The organism is Verrucosispora sp. ts21 (assembly GCF_002879555.1).
Lineage (GTDB): Bacteria > Actinomycetota > Actinomycetes > Mycobacteriales > Micromonosporaceae > Micromonospora > Micromonospora gifhornensis.
The window spans coordinates 30,193-46,855 of sequence record NZ_PNOZ01000028.1 but is presented as its reverse complement, the minus strand read 5'-3'; the positions used below and the strand labels follow the sequence as shown (position 1 = coordinate 46,855).

The 16,663-nt window shown below is 71.8% G+C and carries 13 protein-coding genes; 9 read left to right on the top strand and 4 right to left on the bottom strand.

All coding sequences use genetic code 11. The annotated features are described in order from the left end of the window. Positions 1-113: 113 nt before the first annotated feature. The 7 genes from C1A38_RS14530 (at position 114) to nudC (ending at position 11,378) form a co-directional block, all read left to right on the top strand. A complete protein-coding gene (locus C1A38_RS14530) occupies positions 114-3,401 on the top strand; it encodes an ATP-dependent helicase (RefSeq protein WP_502696937.1) in 3,288 nt (1,095 codons plus the stop codon). Positions 3,402-3,427: 26 nt separating this feature from the next. After that, positions 3,428-6,772, top strand: coding sequence for an ATP-dependent helicase (locus tag C1A38_RS14525; RefSeq protein WP_102658383.1), 3,345 nt, complete (start codon positions 3,428-3,430; stop codon positions 6,770-6,772). Positions 6,773-7,005: 233 nt separating this feature from the next. Further along, positions 7,006-7,209: a cold-shock protein gene (locus C1A38_RS14520; protein ID WP_013735772.1), complete on the top strand. Its 204-nt coding sequence runs from the start codon at positions 7,006-7,008 to the stop codon at positions 7,207-7,209. Between the two features lie 227 nt (positions 7,210-7,436). After that, a complete protein-coding gene (locus C1A38_RS14515) occupies positions 7,437-7,625 on the top strand; it encodes a hypothetical protein (protein WP_102658356.1) in 189 nt (62 codons plus the stop codon). An 86-nt stretch (positions 7,626-7,711) separates the two neighbouring features. Beyond that, positions 7,712-9,025 carry a M16 family metallopeptidase gene (locus C1A38_RS14510; RefSeq protein ID WP_102658355.1) on the top strand — a complete coding sequence of 438 codons (1,314 nt, stop codon included), beginning with the start codon at positions 7,712-7,714 and terminating at the stop codon, positions 9,023-9,025. Then, positions 9,022-10,368 (top strand): M16 family metallopeptidase, encoded by a 1,347-nt coding sequence (locus C1A38_RS14505; RefSeq protein WP_102658354.1) that lies wholly within the window; start codon positions 9,022-9,024, stop codon positions 10,366-10,368. Before C1A38_RS14510 ends, C1A38_RS14505 begins: the two co-directional genes overlap by 4 nt. Beyond that, on the top strand, positions 10,365-11,378 hold the full coding sequence (gene nudC, locus C1A38_RS14500; RefSeq protein ID WP_233196829.1) for an NAD(+) diphosphatase: 1,014 nt from the start codon (positions 10,365-10,367) through the stop codon (positions 11,376-11,378). Before C1A38_RS14505 ends, nudC begins: the two co-directional genes overlap by 4 nt. A 148-nt stretch (positions 11,379-11,526) precedes the next feature. Here the strand turns inward: nudC and C1A38_RS14495 are convergent, their stop codons facing one another. The 3 genes from C1A38_RS14495 to C1A38_RS14485 all read right to left on the bottom strand — a co-directional run bounded on the left by C1A38_RS14495 (position 11,527) and on the right by C1A38_RS14485 (position 13,291). Then, the gene (locus tag C1A38_RS14495; protein ID WP_102658353.1) at positions 11,527-11,799 is read right to left on the bottom strand and encodes a hypothetical protein; all 273 of its coding nucleotides are present in this window, start codon (positions 11,797-11,799) and stop codon (positions 11,527-11,529) included. A gap of 217 nt (positions 11,800-12,016) precedes the next feature. Next, complete coding sequence (locus C1A38_RS14490; RefSeq protein WP_102658352.1) at positions 12,017-12,250, bottom strand: DUF397 domain-containing protein; 234 nt, start codon at positions 12,248-12,250, stop codon at positions 12,017-12,019. 60 nt (positions 12,251-12,310) lie between these two features. Next, positions 12,311-13,291, bottom strand: coding sequence for a helix-turn-helix domain-containing protein (locus tag C1A38_RS14485; RefSeq protein WP_102658351.1), 981 nt, complete (start codon positions 13,289-13,291; stop codon positions 12,311-12,313). A 217-nt stretch (positions 13,292-13,508) separates the two neighbouring features. On the opposite strand from C1A38_RS14485, the gene C1A38_RS14480 reads away from it, so the two are divergent. Together C1A38_RS14480 and C1A38_RS14475 are read left to right on the top strand one after the other, a co-directional pair. After that, positions 13,509-14,822: an MFS transporter gene (locus tag C1A38_RS14480; RefSeq protein ID WP_102658350.1), complete on the top strand. Its 1,314-nt coding sequence runs from the start codon at positions 13,509-13,511 to the stop codon at positions 14,820-14,822. A 335-nt stretch (positions 14,823-15,157) separates the two neighbouring features. Next, complete coding sequence (locus tag C1A38_RS14475; protein ID WP_146017552.1) at positions 15,158-16,282, top strand: M14 family zinc carboxypeptidase; 1,125 nt, start codon at positions 15,158-15,160, stop codon at positions 16,280-16,282. A gap of 82 nt (positions 16,283-16,364) precedes the next feature. Here C1A38_RS14475 and C1A38_RS14470 read toward each other — a convergent pair whose 3' ends face one another. After that, on the bottom strand, positions 16,365-16,607 hold the full coding sequence (locus tag C1A38_RS14470) for a mycoredoxin (protein ID WP_013735762.1): 243 nt from the start codon (positions 16,605-16,607) through the stop codon (positions 16,365-16,367). Between the last annotated feature and the right edge of the window lie 56 nt (positions 16,608-16,663).

Genomic DNA, 16,663 nt, shown 5'->3' with positions numbered 1-16,663 from the left:
CGCAGGCCTCTCGCCCGCAGAGCGGCTCGGCGCGGGGCGTTGGGCTGCGGGGTGGGCTGGGGTGGGTGGCGGATGCGGGGCAGGCGGAGGTGGTGGCGCACACCGACGGGCCGATGCTGGTGCTGGGGGGACCGGGCACGGGGAAGACCAGCACCCTGGTCGAGGCGGTTGCCAGTCGGGTCGCCGAAGGGGTCGATCCGGAGCGGATCCTGGTCCTCACCTTCAGCCGGCGGGGTGCTGCCGACCTGCGGCACCGTATCGAGGCGCGGATCGCCGCCGATGGGCAGCGGGTGCTGCGCGAGCCGCTGGTGCGTACCTTCCCGGCGTACGCCTTCGGGTTGTTGCGGCGTGCGGCGGCCGAGCGGGGTGAGCCGTCGCCGCGCCTGCTCACCGGCCCCGAGCAGGATCTGATCATTCGTGAGCTGCTGGACGTGGTCGGGGAGGAGCCCGGCGACGACCAGGTCAGCTGGCCGGAGGATCTGCGTCCGGCGTTGCGTACCCGCGCTTTCGCAGCACAGCTGCGTGACCTGCTGATGCGGGCGGCCGAGCGGGGGGTGGGTCCGGTCGAGTTGGCGCGGCTCGGGGAGAAGCTGGGTCGGGCCGACTGGCCGGCGGCTGCCCGGTTCCTGCGCGAGTACGTGGCCGTGCTGGCGCTGCGGGACGTCGCCAACCGGGGATCGGTCGCGTACGACCCGGCGGAGCTGGTCCGGGCGGCCACCGGGATGCTGCGTGACGATCCGGAGCTGCTGGCCGTCGAGCGGCGTCGGCTGGCGTACGTCTACGTCGACGAGCTGGCCGACACCGACCCCGCCCAGCGCGATCTGCTGGAGACGGTGGCCGGGGGCGGTCTGACCCTGGTCGCCTTCGCCGATCCGGACTCGTCCACGTACGCCTTCCGGGGCGCCGACCCGACCGGCGTGACCACGTTTCCGCACCGGTTCCGGACGGCGTCCGGTGCGCCGGCCGCCCAGGTGCTGCTGACCACGAGCTACCGCTGCGGGGAGCGGCTGCTGGCCGCCTCCGCCCGACTGGCGCGGCGGCTGCGTGGTCCGGCGGCGCACCGCCGGCTGCGTCCCGTGCCGGGCACGCCACCGGGCTCGATGGAGATCCATACCTTCCGGTCGGCCACCAGTGAGGCGGCCTGGTTGGCGCACGCGTTGCGTGAGGCGCACCTGCTCGGCGGGCTGCCGTGGGCGCGGATGGCGGTGCTGGTGCGGTCCACCGGCCGGCAACTGCCCACGCTGCGCCGCGCCCTGCACGCGGCCGGTGTGCCGACCGTGGTGCACGGCGAGGACCTGCCGCTGCATCTGCAACCGGCAGTCGCGCCGCTGCTGCTCCTGCTGCGTTGTGCGCTGGAGCCGGACCGGCTCGACGAGGAGGCGGCGGTCGCGCTGCTGCACTCACCGTTGGGCGGTGCCGATCCGCTGGCGGAGCGGCGGCTGCGCCAGGGCCTGCGGGCTCTGGCGCTGGCAGCCGGCGATCGCCGCCCTTCCGGCGAGTTGATCATCGAGGCGCTGCGTGATCCGGCCGAGCTGGCCGGTGTCGAGCGGCGCTGGGCCGAGCCGGCGCAGACGGTGGCCGGGCTGCTGGCCGTGGCCCGGGAGACGGCCGCTCGGCCGGGCGCCACCGCCGAGGACGTGCTCTGGGCGGTCTGGCGGGCCAGTGGTCTCGCCGAACTCTGGTCGGCGGCGTTGACCCGAGGGCCGTCGGTGTCCGGCGAAGGCGATCTGGCGCGGCGTCGTCGGGCGGAGGCGGCCGACCGCGATCTGGACGCGGTGATGGTCCTCTTCGACGCCGCCGCCCGGTTCACCGACCGGCTGCCCGGTGCGCGTACCGAGGTCTTCCTCGACCATGTGCTCGGGCAGGAGTTGCCCGCCGACACCCTCGCGCCGACCGCCGACCGGGGCGACGCGGTACGGCTGCTCACCGCGCACGCCGCGAAGGGGCTGGAGTGGGACCTGGTGGCCGTCGCCGGTGTGCAGGAGGGCGTCTGGCCCGACCTGCGGCTGCGCGGCAGCCTGCTCGGCTCGGAACGGCTGGTGGACGTGCTGGCCGGCCGGGCGGACGGCGCGGGAACGGTGGCCACCATGGTCGGGCAGACCTCCGCCCTGCTGGACGAGGAGCGACGGCTGTTCCATGTCGCGGTGACCCGGGCCCGACGTCGCCTGCTGGTCAGCGCGGTCGCCTCGGCCTCGGTCGGCGGCGACGACCACGACGAACAACCCAGCCGATTCCTCTACGAACTCGGCCCCGGCGACACCCCCACCGACGCGACGGCGGGCACCGGAACCTCCGACAGCGAGACCTCCGACAGTGCGGCGTCGGTCAGTGAGACCTCCGACAGTGCGGCGTCGGTCAGCGAGGCGGGCGGGCCGCGTACCTTGCCGGTCAGCCGGCCACCGCGAGCGTTGACCCTGCCCGCCCTGGTGGCGGAGTTGCGTACCGCGCTCGTCGATCCGGCCGCGCCGCTGGCCCGGCGGCAGGCGGCGGCGGCCGAGCTGGCCCGGCTGGGTGCCGCCGGGGTGTCCGGGGCGCATCCCGACGAGTGGTGGGGGCTGCGACCGCTGTCCGACGACCGGCCGCTGGTCGAGGAGGGGGAACCCGTCCGGGTCACCCCGTCGGGCATGGAGAGCGCGCTGCGGTGCAGCCTGCGTTGGCTGCTGGAACGGCACGGCGGCAGCACACCTGCCAGCGCCGCACAGGGGGTCGGCAACCTGGTGCACGCGGCGGCGATGCTCGCCGAGGACGCCCGCGCCGACCGCAGCGCCCTGCTGGAGTACGTCGCCGCCCGGTTCGACGCGATCGAGTTGGCGGCCCGCTGGATGGTGGGGCCGGAGCGGGCCCGCGCCGAGGCGATGGTCGACAAGCTACTGCGCTGGTTGGCCGCCAACCCGCGTCGGCTGCTCGCCATCGAGCACGAGTTCGCGGTCCGCCTCGACGACCCGCACCGGCCCGTCGACCTGGTCGGTCGGGTGGATCGCCTGGAGGTGGACGAGGACGGCCGGTTGGTGGTGATCGACCTCAAGACCGGCAAGTCGACCACCGTCACCGAACGCGAGGTGGTCGAGCATCCGCAGCTCGGCGCGTACCAGGCGGCGGTGGAGGCGGGGGCCTTCGCCGAGTTCGGCGACGAGTCGGGCGGCGCGGCCCTGGTGCAGCTCGGCACCGGTGCGCGCGACGCTCGGGAGCAGTCCCAGCCGCCGGCCACCGACGGCCCGGAGGCCGGCTGGGCCACCGCCCTGGTACGCCGCACCGCCGATACGATGGCCGCGTCCACCTTCGCCGCGGTCGCCAACTCGAAGTGTCGGGTCTGCCCGGTGCGTACCAGCTGCCCGGTCTCCGGGCAGGGGCGACAGGTGGTCGAGCCGCCGACCATGCGTCGTCCCGAGCGCGAGGAGTGAGCGTGCCAGCCGGCGAAGCGGGCAGCATGACCCAGCCCGCGCTGTTCAGCCCCGGTGCCCCGGCACCCCGGGCGGCCGACTCCGGTCCGCGCTACACCCCTGTCGAGTTGGCGAAGCTGCTCCACCTGCCGGCACCGACCCGGGAGCAGGCGGCGATCATCGCCGCGCCTGTCGAACCGCTGCTGGTGGTGGCGGGCGCAGGATCGGGCAAGACCGAGACGATGGCCGCCCGGGTGGTGTGGCTGGTGGCCAACTCGTACGTGCGGCCGGAGCAGGTGCTCGGCCTCACCTTCACCCGCAAGGCCGCCGGTGAGCTGGGGCACCGGGTGCGTACCCGGCTCGACCAGTTGATCCGCCGCCTCGGTCGGCGCGGGCGTGATTCGCTCGACGACCCGTTGGCCGGGGAGCCGACGGTGGCCACCTACCACTCGTACGCCGGACGGATCGTCACCGAGCACGGTCTGCGGGCCGGCTACGAGCCGTCCACCCGACTGCTCACCGAGGCGTCCCGGTGGCAGTTGGTGGATCTCATCGTGCGCAACTACGACGGCGACATGTCCGAGGTGGACCGGATGCCCAGCACGGTCACCGACGCGGTGCTGGCCCTCGCCGGTGAGCTGGACGAGCACCTGGTCGAGCCGGACGACCTGGCCGCGTGGACCGGCCGGTTCTTCGCCGACGTGCAGTCGCGCCCCGGCCGGATCTACGCCGACGTACGCAAGGCGCTGGCCCTTCAGCAGACCCGGCTGAAGCTGCTGCCGCTGGTCCGCGCCTACGCCCGGCGCAAGGACGACTTCGAGGCGATGGACTTCGCCGACCAGTTGGCCCGCGCCGCCCGGGTGGCCCGCGACCATCCGGGCGTCGGTGAGATCGAACGGGACCGCTACCGCGTGGTGCTGCTCGACGAGTACCAGGACACCAGCCACGCCCAGGTGGTGCTGCTGCGGGCGCTGTTCGGCGACGGGCATCCGGTGACCGCCGTGGGCGACCCCTGCCAGTCCATCTACGGCTGGCGGGGCGCCAGCGCCGGCACCCTGGACCGGTTCCCGACCGAGTTCGTCGGCAGCGACGGCAGCCCGGCCCGGGTGCTCGGGCTGACCACCAGTTGGCGCAACCGTCCGGAGATCCTCGCGGTGGCCAACGCGCTTGCCACCCCGTTGCGGGCGGCCGGTGCCCGGGTGCCGGAACTGCACGCCGCGCTCAGCGTCGACGAGCCCATCGCACACCGCAGCCCGCGCGGGGCCGCCGCCGGCACCGTGCACTGTGCGCTGCTGTCGACGTACGCCGACGAGGCCGACTGGATCGCCGACAGCCTGCTGGCGGCCTGGCAGGGTGCGGCCCGGATGCCCGCGGCGCTGCCCGAGCAGATCCCGGTCGCCGCCCGCCCGACCACGGCGGTGCTGGTCCGGCTGCGCAGCCAGATCCCGGCGATCGCCGCCGCGCTGCGCGAGCGCGGCCTACCGGTCGAGGTGGTCGGGCTCGGCGGCCTGCTGGACACCCCCGAGGTCCGCGACGTGGTGTGCACGCTGCGGGTGCTGGCCGACCCGACCGACGGCGCCGCCCTGCTGCGCCTGTTGACAGGTGCCCGGTGGCGGATCGGGCCACGGGATCTGGTCGCCCTGCACCGCCGGGCCAAGGCCATCGCCGCAGCCCGCCGTCAACTCGCCGACGACGGCGATCCCGAGATCGTCACGGATCGCCTGGACGAGGCGACCCTGGTGGAGGCGCTGGCCGATCTCGGCCCGGCGCAGGCGTACTCGGCCGAGGGGTATGCGCGGCTGCGCGCGTACGCCCGGGAACTGGGGTTGCTCCGTTACCGGCTGGACCAGTCCCTGCCGGAGCTGATCGCGGACATCGAGCGGACCACCGGCCTGGACGTGGAGGTGGCGGTACGGGCAGGCGGGGAGGGTGCCGGTGACGCCGGGCTGGCCCGCGCCCACCTGGACGCCCTCGGTGACGTGGCCGCCCGGTTCAGCGGGGAGACGCCGGGGGCCACCCTCGCCGGGTTCCTGGCCTATCTCGCCGCCGCCGAGGACGAGGAGCGTGGGCTCGCCCCCGGTGAGGTGGAGGTGGTCGAGGGCGCGGTGCAGATCCTCACCGCGCACGCCGCGAAAGGGCTGGAATGGGACGTCGTGGCGGTGGCCGGGCTGAGCAGGGGAGTGTGGCCGGGGCCGGTACGCAATTCCGATCACTGGCTCGGTGGCCTGGGCGTCCTGCCGTTCCCGTTGCGCGGTGACGCCGACGGGCTACCCGAGCTGGCCCTGGCCGAGGCCGCCGATCAACGCGCGGTGGCCCGCACGATGGCGGAGTTCACCGACGCCTGGCGGGCCCACGACGAGCGGGAGGAACGGCGGCTGGCGTACGTGGCGGTGACCCGCCCGCGTCGACTGCTGCTCTGCTCGGGCCACTGGTGGGGGGAGGGCACCAAACGCCCACGTGGGCCGTCGGCGCTGTTGCGCGAGATACACGACGCCTGCCTGGACGGCGGGCCCGGTCACCTGGTCGACGAGTGGACGCCCGAGCCGACGCCCGACGCGGTCAACCCGACCACCGAGGTGGTGTTGCGCGCCGAGTGGCCGGCGGATCCGCTGGGGGTACGTCGGCCGGCGCTGACCGAGGCGGCGGCGCTGGTGCGCCGGTTCCTCACCGGGGAAGGCGGGCCGGACGACTCCGCCGCCTCGGATCCGCAGGTGGCCCGGTGGCGGCGGGAGGCCGATCTGCTGCTGGCCGAGCGGGCGGAGCTGAGCCGACTGTCCGGCCCGATCGACGTGGCGTTGCCCGAGCAACTGTCGGTGACGCAACTTGTCAGTCTGCGCCGGGACCCGGCGGCCCTGGCCCGTACGCTGCGCCGGCCGTTGCCCGCCGAACCCAACCCGTACGCCCGCCGGGGCACCGCCTTCCACGCCTGGCTGGAGCAGCGTTTCGGGGCGGACCGGCTGCTCGACACCGACGAGTTGCCCGGGGCGGCCGACGAGGACGCCGCACCGGACGAGGCGTTGGCCGAGCTTCAGCGGCGCTTCCTGGCCAGCGAGTGGGCCGACCGGACGCCGATCGAGGTGGAGGTGCCGTTCGCCACGGTGATCGGCGGTGTGGTGGTGCGGGGCCGGATGGATGCGGTGTTCCGCCGGCCGGGGGACCGCTTCGACGTGGTCGACTGGAAGACCGGTGCCCGCCCGAGCGGCGCGTCCGCGGAGGTGGCCGCGGTGCAGCTGGCGGTCTACCGGCTGGCCTGGGCGGACTTGGCCGGGATCCCGGTCGACCGGGTCGGCGCGGCCTTCCACTACGTGCGGGAGGGGGTCACGGTACGCCCGGCGGATCTGCTCGACCTCGACGGCCTCACCGCGTTGATCACCTCGATTCCGCAGTCGTGACACTTGCTGCGGGCTCGGAGCGCTGGTAACGTGCCTCGCGTTGCGAGTTTTGGTTACCAGCTCTGTGTGCGCCTGGTTGAACTTAGCCCCAGGCGCACTTTGTTGTGTCCGGAGTTCTCCGGGCGGGGCGACCAGAAGCGACAGGTGTTCCGGGCAGGTCCGCCCGGCGCACTCCTCTCTCCGATCCCGCAACAGGTGCGGGATCGACGTTCCGTCAAGGAGACGTAACAAGCATGGCTATTGGCACCGTCAAGTGGTTCAACGCTGACAAGGGCTTCGGTTTCATCACCCCGGACGGCGGCGGCGCTGACGTCTTCGCCCACTTCTCGGCGATCCAGTCCTCCGGCTACCGGAGCCTGGACGAGAACCAGCGGGTCGAGTTCGAGGTCGTCCAGGGCCAGAAGGGCCCGCAGGCGGAGAACATCCGTCCGCTCTGACCTCAGGGCGACACACACTTCCTGATCGCGAACGGTCGGGTCACGTCCGGTGAACGTCTGGCCGGTGTGACCCGACCGTTCGCACATTCGGGCGCACTCCTCCGCATCCTGAGTCGGGAATCAGTCGTTGAAGCGTCGGGTGGCTGACTGTCAGCATTCCCGGGCCGGGTGAGGCTGGCCTCGGGGGGCAAGCGCAGATGCGGCTTGGCACGGGGGAGGTAGGACCTATGGTGGGCTCGGCGGCGGCACGTGAGCTGCTGTTGGTGGTGGCGATGGCGGTCGTCGGACTGCTGCTGGCCACAGTGGCGGCGTTCACGCCCTGGCCGGTCACTCCCGGCGGGTCCGCGCCCTCCAGTCTGGTGGATCTCCAGGGTCCACCGGTTCCCCCCGAGTCCGTGGTCAGCACGGCCGGCTGATTCCGGCACTCACGGCACGGCCGGCCTCGGCACCAGCGCACAACGGTTCCTCCCGCGCGTAGCCGTCGAGACGCTAGGGTCGGACCGTGCCGACGCGCAAAGCGAAAATCCCAGCGACCAGGTATCCGGTCGAGCGGTTCACTCTCGACAACGGCCTGCGGGTGGTCCTCACCCCCGATCGCAGCGCCCCGGTCATCGGGGTGGCGGTCGTCTACGACGTGGGCATCCGTTCCGAGCCCGAGGGGCGTACGGGCTTCGCCCACCTCTTCGAGCACCTGATGTTCCAGGGCTCGGAGAATCTGGAGAAGCTCGCGCACTTCCGGCACGTGCAGGGTGCCGGTGGCACCTTCAACGGCTCCACCCACCTGGACTACACCGACTACTTCGAGACCCTGCCGAGCAACGCGCTGGAGCGGGCGCTGTTCCTCGAAGCCGACCGGATGCGCGGCCCTCGGTTGACCGAGGAGAACCTGCGCAACCAGGTCGACGTGGTCAAGGAGGAGATCCGGGTCAACGTGCTCAACCGGCCGTACGGCGGGTTCCCGTGGCTGACCCTGCCGCCGGTCATGTTCGACACCTTCCCCAACGCACATGACGGCTACGGCTCCTTCGTCGACCTCGAATCGGCCACCGTCGCCGACGCCGCCGACTTCTTCCGGCACTACTACGCCAGCGGTAACGCCGTGCTGGCGGTCAGCGGCGACATCGACGTGGCCGAGGCGACCACGCTGATCGAGCGGCACTTCGGTGACGTGCCGGCCCGCCCGGCGCCGCAACGCCCGGACTTCGCCGAGCCGGAACTGACGGTCGAGCGGCGCACCGCGTACACCGACCAGTTGGCGCCGCTACCGGCGGTGGCGTCGGGGTGGCGGGTGCCCGACCCGATCAATGACTTCGCCGCCTACCTGCCGTACGTGGTGCTGGCCGAGGTGCTCACCGACGGTGACGCCTCCCGGCTGGTCGAACGGCTGGTGCAGCGCGACCGGACGGTGACAAGCGTCGGCGGCTACCTGGGCTTCCTGGGCGACCCGTTCGACGTGCGCGACCCCACGGCCCTGCTGTTGCAGGCGCACCTGCCGCCGGGTGGCGATGTGGACAAGGTGCTGCGCACCGTCGACGAGGAGTTGGACCGGCTGGCCACCGACGGGCTGGCCGACGGGGAACTGGCCCGTACCCAGGCCAGGATGGCCACCCACCTGCTGCGCGACACCGACGCGGTGCTCGGCCGCGCGTTGCGGATGGCGGTGCTGGAGCAGCAACGCGGTGAGCCGGGACTGCTCAACGAACTGCCCCGGCTGGTCGGCTCGGTCACCGACGAGCAGATGCGCGCCGCCGCCGCCACCCTGCGCCCGGAGCGCCGCGCATCTGTCGAGGTCATCCCCGGCGGTGGCCGGTCATGAACGAAGGAGACAGCCCGTTGAGTGCGAGGGCCCTGCCGCCGCTCGGTCCGACCCGTCGGCTCAAGCTGCCGAGCCAGGCCGAGCGGACGCTCGGCAACGGGCTCACCGTGATCGCCGTACGCCGTTCGGCGGTGCCGCTCGTCGAGCTGCGGCTCTGGATGCCGTTCGGCCGTGCGCACCTGGCCCGGGGCCAACTGCTCGCGCAGACGCTGCTCTCCGGCACGGAGACGATGAGCAGTGTGCAGATCGCCGCCGAGTTGCAGAAGATCGGTGGCGGGCTCTCCGCCGGGCTCGACCCGGATCGGCTGATGCTCTCCGGCACCGGCCTGGCCACCGGTCTGGATCGCCTGCTGGAGATCCTCGCCGAGGTGCTCACCGGCGCCAACTACCCGGCCGAGTGGGTGGCCACCGAACGCGACCGCATGATCGACGGCATTCAGGTCGCCCGCAGCCAGCCGGCCCACCTGGTCCGTACCGCGCTGCTCAAGCGGATCTACGGCAAGCACCCGTACGCGGTGCAGACGCCGGAGCCCGAGCAGGTACGCGCGGTCCGGCCGGCGGCCCTGCGTACGCTGCACGCCCAGCGGGTGCACCCGGCCGGTGCGGTCCTCGTGCTGGTCGGCGACGTACGGCCGGAGCGGGCCCTGGACGCGGCCGAAAAGGCACTCGGCGGCTGGAGCGGTGACGGACACTCCGCCACGCCGCCACCTGCCCCGCCACTGGTGCCCGGTCCGCTGCTGCTGATCGACCGGCCCGGCTCGGTGCAGTCGTCGCTGCGGATGGCGTTGCCGGCGGTGCCGCGTACCCATCCCGACCACGCCGCACTGCAACTGGCCAACCTGATCTTCGGTGGCTACTTCTCCTCGCGTTGGGTGGAGAACATCCGGGAGGACAAGGGCTACACGTACGGCCCGCACTCGTTCGTGGAGCATTCGGTGGCCGGCTCGCTGCTGATGGCCGCCGCCGAGGTGGCCACCGAGGTGACCGCACCGGCGCTGCTGGAGACCCACTACGAGTTGGGTCGGCTCGCCACCCTGGCACCGAGCGAGGAGGAGTTGGAGCAGGCCCGGCAGTACGCTCTCGGCACCCTCCAACTGGGGGTCTCCACCCAGGCTGGGCTGGCGTCGCTGGTCAGTGCGTACGCCGGCAACGGACTGCGCCTGGACTTCCTGTCCGAGCACGCGGCCCGACTGGCCAAGGCGACAGTCGACGACGTCGCCGCGGTGGCGGCCCGTCACCTCGCCCCGTCGCGGGCGGTCACCGTGGTACTCGGCGACGCCGAGCGGATCGCGGACTCACTGGGCACCCTGACCTCGATCGAGACCGCGCCGGTGCCGGCATGATTCCGCGAGCTGCCACCCGCTCGGGCGGTGGCACTGATCGGGGTGGCGTCGGGCAGGGCACCGGATCGGGCGGTGAGGCCGCTCCGCCGTTGGCCCGCTCCACGCTGGACCGGGCGGCGCACCGGCGCACCGACACCGACTGGCTGGCCGGGGCCTGGAGCGGGGCACGGGTGCTGGTGCTGGACGTCGAGGCCGGCGGACGCGCCCTGGTGCGTACCGACACCGACCTGCCGAGCCTGGTCCTCGTCGAGGCCGACGGTCTGCCGCCGGAGCTCGCTGCCGAGGCGATGTTCCTGGGCGTGGAGCCGGACGGCGTGCCGGTGTTCTGCGTACACACCGAACTGCCGATAGCGCCGGACACCCGGGCGGTCAACCTGCGGCAGATCGGCCACCTGCTCGGTGACCGGGACGCCGGCCTGTTCACCACGGCACTGGCGTTGACCAACTGGCACCTGCGGCACCTGTACCACCCCGTCACGGGCGAGCCGACCCGGACGAACGAGGGGGGCTGGTCCCGGGTGGACAGCCGGGGCGAGCGGATCTGGCCGCGTACCGATCCGGCGATGATCGTGCTGGTGCACGACGGTGTCGACGGCGCCGAGGGGCGGTGTCTGCTCGGCAACAACGCCAGTTGGCCGAGCACCCCCGGGCAACGTCGCTTCTCCTGCCTGGCCGGCTATGTGGAGCCCGGTGAGTCGGCCGAGGCGACGGTGCTGCGGGAGGTCCACGAGGAGGTCGGTGTCCCAGTCACCGACGTCACGTACGTGACAAGTCAGGCGTGGCCGTTTCCCGGCTCGTTGATGCTCGGGTTCCTGGCGACCGCGGACCCGGCGCATCCGGTACGGGTCGATGCCGCCGAGATCGCCGAGGCCCGCTGGTTCACCCGGCAGGAGATCGGCGCGGCGCTGGCCGGTCGGCCGGTGGACGTGGGCGGTGCCGAACTACGCCTGCCCCCACCGTCGTCGATCGCGTTGTTCCTGATCCACCGCTGGTTCGACGGCCACTGCTGAGACGGGCGGAACCTGTCGGGGGAGTGCGGCCCCGACCCGTGACCGTCGTTGCCGCGGCGGTCACGGGCCGGGGACACGGGCCGTCGTGGTCGGCTGGGTGAGGAACGCGGCGGGGGAGCCGGTCGACCACGACGGACGAGTGTGGCTGTCAGGTGCCGGGGTCGTCCGGGCGGTTCTGCCGTCGCCCCGGGTCGTCCAGCGGCAGCACCTTGATCCGCTGTCTGCCGGAACGTACGGCGCCGACCGTGGCGAACGCGCGGGCCAGCACGAAGGCGGCGTCGCGGTCTTCGGCGTGCACGACCTGGCGGCGCGGCTCGGGTCGGATGGTCTCGTCCCGCAGCCGGTGGCCTTCGGCCCAGGCGGCCGTGATGTCGGCTTCGGCGGCGGCGCGGATGCTTGTGCGAACGATCAGGAACCGCATGTGGGTCTCCGGATGTGCCGCGACGGGTGGAGTTGATGGAACTTCCACGTCAGGTACATCCGTCATGCTACGCCGCAATCGCATCTCATCAAGTGGAACGCTCGGATTGGGGTGCAGGCTCGTCCGATCATCCGACCCCTGCTCGTCGGGCTCGCCGAACAACAAGGGGCCGCCGGCACCGATGCCGGCGACCCCATCGGGCGTACGCGAGTTCGGTTCAGTTCAGATCGAACTGCCCGTTCTTGGCGCCGGAGATGAAGCCCAGCCAGCCGGCGCGGTTGAACAGCAGCACCGGACCACCGCGGTCCTTGCTGTCGCGCAGCGCCACCGCCGCGGGGCCGTTGTGCAGCGGCGCAACCTCGACGCAGTTGGAGGTCTGGCTGCGCGTGCTGGTGCGCCAGGGCGCGTCGGCGAGTTGGGCGAGGACGGAGGTGTTGCGGATTTCGTTCATCTTTGTGCTCCTGAGGTCGATCGACACCGAAGAGTGGCTGGGCTGTCGTCCGGTGTTGCCTCACCGTTCCGTCAGGCGCTCGGCGGAGCCGCGGCGCTGGGTCGGCGCCGTTGCCGAACCACCTACCACGGTGGACGGGACCACCGCCTCGGACAGCCGTTCCGTCGACTCCATCAGCCAGGAAACGGTGTCTTTGGCGGACAGCGCCGCCGTGCATAGCCACTCGAACGCCACTTTATAGCGATTTAGGGCGATTACCTCGGTCGACATGACGTCGGTGAAGCCACCTTCGATGGCAAGCGTCTCCGGATCGAGCGGGTCGGCGAACCGGTAGAGGGAGAACGCCGTCGGTGGCAGGTACCACTGGCCGATCGGCGTGTCGCGCAGCAGCACGTGCAGCGTGACGTTCGGCAGCATGGCCAGCTCGCACAGCTGCGTCATCTGCTCCCGGAGCACCTCGGGCGGCCCGGCCCGGTGACTGAGCGCAGCCTCCTCCAGCACGGCCGTGTAGCGGGGCGCGTCGGTGTCCCGGGTGAGCAGCGACTGGCGGGCCAGCCGCGCCTTGATCTCGGTGTCGATGTCCTCGCCGACTTCCGGATCGCCGGCCTCCCGGTCGACCTGCCAGGCCGAGGTGATCCGCATCCGGGCGTACCCGATGGTCTGCAACAGCCCTGGCACCAGGACCGGGTTGTACTCGGAGATCTCGACGCAACCCGCCTCCAGTTCGGCGAAGCTGCGCTGCTGCCGCGTCATGGCCGGGAAGTTCTTCAACCAGCCACGGATGTCGCCCGCTTCCTGCGTGATGCCGAGCAGTTCGGCCCGTAGCGCCGCATCGACCCGGTAGAGGTCGAGCAGGTCTCGGACGTCCTGCGGGTCGGGCCGGCTGCGTCCGTTCTCCAGCCGGGACAACTTCGACGCGGAGGCCCAGCCGATGTGGTCGATGACCTGGTCCCCGGTCAGGCCGGCGGCCTCGCGCAGACGACGCAGCTCAAGGCCGAGCCGGCGACGGCGCAGGATCGGGCCGGGTGAGGCTGGAGGCACGGTGTCCTCTTTTCCGTCGACCGCCGCAGACGCGACGGTAACTGTATGAAAGTCGCCCCCCACGGTCAGTATGGACGTCGCGACCGGCGCCGGAGGTTCCGGCGAGGGCGTGTCTCCAGAATTGCGCAGACCCGACAGCACAGGGGCCCCGCCGTGACCTGCGGCGCTGTGGTGTGGGGCGTCTGCCGCGCCCGTCGCGCCACCCCCGGAGGGATCAATGCGCACCGTCCTGAGACGCCCGGACTTCCGCCTGCTCTTCGGCGGACTGCTGGCCAGCATGATCGCCGAGTCAATGCTGCTGCTGGCACTCGCCATCTGGGTGAAGGACCTGACCGGATCGGACGCCCTCGCCGGCGCCATCATCTTCGTGATCATCGCCCCGCGGGTGCTCGCACCACTGGTCGGCTGGGTCGTCGACCGGTACCCCCGGCGTCGCGTCTTCGTGGTCACCAACCTCGCCGTGGCGCTGCTGCTCACCCCGCTCCTCGCGGTGCGCGACGCGGGCGACATGTGGATCATCTACGGGGTGGCCGCGCTCTACGGCCTGGCGAACCTCACAGTCGGCGTGGTGCTCAGTCGACTGATCCGGGAACTCGTCCCCACCGACCTGCTCGGCGATGCCAACGGGGTGCTCCAGACGGTGCGCCAGGGCCTGCGGCTGGTCGGCCCGCTGGCCGGTGCCGGGCTCTACGCGCTTGTCGGTGGCGGCATGCTGGCCGCCGTCGGGATCGTCGGGTTCCTGGTCGCCGCCGCTGTGGTGGGCGGGCTACCCCTCGCCGAGTCGGCTGACGACCCGGCCGAGGACTGTCCGGTCGCCCGGCGCTGGCGGGTCCAACTCGTCGCGGGCCTGCGCCACCTCGTCGACGAACCGGCGATCCGCCGAGCGCTTGTCGGCTACGGGCTCGGCTCGCTGGTGATGGGCTTCACCGAGTCGCTCATCTTCGCGTACGTCGATCACGGGCTGGGCCGGGACGCGGCGTTCGTCGGAGTGCTGGTCACCGTGCAGGGCGTCGGCGGTCTGGTCGGCGGTCTGGTCTCGGCCGCCGTGCTGCGCCGGGTCGGCGAGGTGGGCACGCTCGCCGCCGGTGTCGCGTTCTTCGGGCCGGCCGCGTTGGCACTGGCGTACCCGACCATGTGGCTCGGTTTCGCCGCCGTGCTGATGGCCGGTGTGTCGCTGCCGCTGACCCTGGTCGGCCTGCACACGCTTGTGCAGCGACGCACCCCGCCCGAGGTGCTCGGCCGGGCCGCCGCCGCGGCCGAGGCGGTGACCCGGGTGCCGCAGGCGCTCTCGATCGGCGCCGGCGCCCTGGTCGTCGGCGTGCTCGACTACCGGTTGGTGTTCGTCGCGGTCGGGCTGGTCACCCTGCTCGCCGCCGCATACCTCTGGCGTGGACGCCAGCTCAGCCCGCCGGCCGGGCAGCCGGCGCGACCCCGGATCCCGGCACCGCGCCCCGCCCCCGAAGGGCGAGCGCGTCCAGCCCCCGAAGATCGGAAAGACGGGAGTACTGCCGTTTCGACGGTACGGCGGTGAGCACGCCGATCAGACACCGCCATTCCGGCGAACCCGGTCCAACCCCGGGATCTGATCATTTCTCCACCTTGCAGCGGCCCTGGCCGATACCCCTCCTCCAGACGCCGAACATCCGATGGAGTGTCGACGGTCACGTCCTGCACATTCGACGGAACTTGACATTGGTGCTTGACCTGCGAAAACAGCCCTCGTTCAATGATCACCACACACGGCCTTCCGCTCGGAAGGTTGCAGCCAGGCCAGCACGTCGCGCGACAGACGCGACAGGCGCACGGGGCCGCGACGATGTCCGGCTGGACGCTGCCGCACCACACCTCAGAAGGGACGTCACAACTGTGACCAGACCACGCCGCCGCCATGTGGCCCTGATCGCCGCGCTGCTCCTCGCCCCCATGGTGGCGCCCGGGGTGGCCAACGCGAACGGCCCGTTCGTCCCGCCGGGTCAGGAGACCGTCAACCGCTCCTCGATCCTCAGCGCCGCCGAGGTCTCCGCCGAAATGCACGCCCTCGCGGCCCGCAGCAAGGGTGCCCTCCGGATCGAGGAGATCGGCCGCAGCGGCCGGGACCGTCCGCTGGAGATCGCCTTCATCGGTACCGGTGAGACCCGGGTCTGGATCCAGGGCCGGATCCACGGCAACGAGCCCTACGGCGCCGAAGCCTCGCTGGACTTCCTCAAGACCCTGGTGTCCGGCGGGAAGAAGACGCAGGAGGTCCTGCAGAACATCAGCTTCGCGATCATCCCGATCTACAACCCGGATGGTTTCGAGGAGTACCGCCGCCAGGACAGCGTCCACCGCATCGACCTCAACCGTGACTGGGGCGTCGACCGGCAGATCTTCGACCAGATCAACAGCGTCCGGGCCAGCCGCGGCGAGGCTCCGCTGACCGAGCGGAACTTCACCAGCTACACCCAGTACCGCGCCGTCGAGTCGCAGCAGTTCTGGTACGCCTGGGCCGACTTCAAGCCGCACCACATGATCGACCTGCACCACCAGGGCACGTACTACGTCGGCGACGAGACCGACAAGATGACCACCTTCTCGGTGGGCATCTCGCTCGACCCCGGCATGCTCACCCAGAGCCAGTGGGACACCGTCCGCCGGATGGGCGTCGCGGCTGCGGACGCCGCCAACAAGAGTGGCGTGGTCGAGACCACCCTCTACCCGTACATCAACATCCCCGAGGGCGTCGTCTCGGCCGCCATGCTCAACGGCCCCGGCCCGCGTGGTGAGTACGCCAACTGGCGCAGCAACGCGATGTTCTTCGAGTCGCGCGGCGGCATCGGCCAGAAGAGCGGTGGCTACCTCATCAAGCAGAACGTCAACGGCCTCTGGGGCATCATCAACGCGATGAGCGACGGCACGCTGGCGAACGTGGACGCCGACCGGTACGGCGAGCTCCCGAAGCGGGGTGCCACCATCACCACCTGCATCGCGTTCCCGAACCAGTGTGACTTCTGATCCTTCGTACTGACCGACAGCAGCGGCGGTCCACCCCGCATCGGGGTGGACCGCCACTGGCGTTGTCAGGAGGCGATCGTCGTCAGGCGGCGATGCCGGCCAGGTGCTGCTTGACCTGGACGATCGACGGGTTGGTCAGCGCGCTGCCGTCGGCGAAACGCAGCGTGGGGACGGTCTGGTTACCGCCGTTGACGCTCATCACGAAGTCGGCGGCAGCCGGATCCTGCTCGATGTCGACCACCTGGTAGGCGATCCCCTCCCGGTCGAGCTGCGACTTCAGCCGGTGGCAGTAGCCGCACCAGGGCGTCGAGTACATCGTCAGCATGGTCAGATCCTCCCACGTCGGGCCCGGCCGGTCGCTGACCAGGCTCGGGCTATCCG

Excerpts from the sequence above, each read along its gene's own strand:
- C1A38_RS14470 (WP_013735762.1), bottom strand. The coding sequence starts at position 16,607 with ATGCTGACGATGTACTCGACGCCCTGGTGCGGCTACTGCCACCGGCTG.
- C1A38_RS14515 (WP_102658356.1), top strand. The coding sequence starts at position 7,437 with ATGGTGGGCTCGGCGGCGGCACGTGAGCTGCTGTTGGTGGTGGCGATG.
- C1A38_RS14495 (WP_102658353.1), bottom strand. The coding sequence starts at position 11,799 with ATGCGGTTCCTGATCGTTCGCACAAGCATCCGCGCCGCCGCCGAAGCC.
- C1A38_RS14530 (WP_502696937.1), top strand. The coding sequence starts at position 114 with ATGCTGGTGCTGGGGGGACCGGGCACGGGGAAGACCAGCACCCTGGTC.
- nudC (WP_233196829.1), top strand. The coding sequence starts at position 10,365 with ATGATTCCGCGAGCTGCCACCCGCTCGGGCGGTGGCACTGATCGGGGT.
- C1A38_RS14525 (WP_102658383.1), top strand. The coding sequence starts at position 3,428 with ATGACCCAGCCCGCGCTGTTCAGCCCCGGTGCCCCGGCACCCCGGGCG.
- C1A38_RS14480 (WP_102658350.1), top strand. The coding sequence starts at position 13,509 with ATGCGCACCGTCCTGAGACGCCCGGACTTCCGCCTGCTCTTCGGCGGA.
- C1A38_RS14490 (WP_102658352.1), bottom strand. The coding sequence starts at position 12,250 with ATGAACGAAATCCGCAACACCTCCGTCCTCGCCCAACTCGCCGACGCG.
- C1A38_RS14505 (WP_102658354.1), top strand. The coding sequence starts at position 9,022 with ATGAACGAAGGAGACAGCCCGTTGAGTGCGAGGGCCCTGCCGCCGCTC.
- C1A38_RS14520 (WP_013735772.1), top strand. The coding sequence starts at position 7,006 with ATGGCTATTGGCACCGTCAAGTGGTTCAACGCTGACAAGGGCTTCGGT.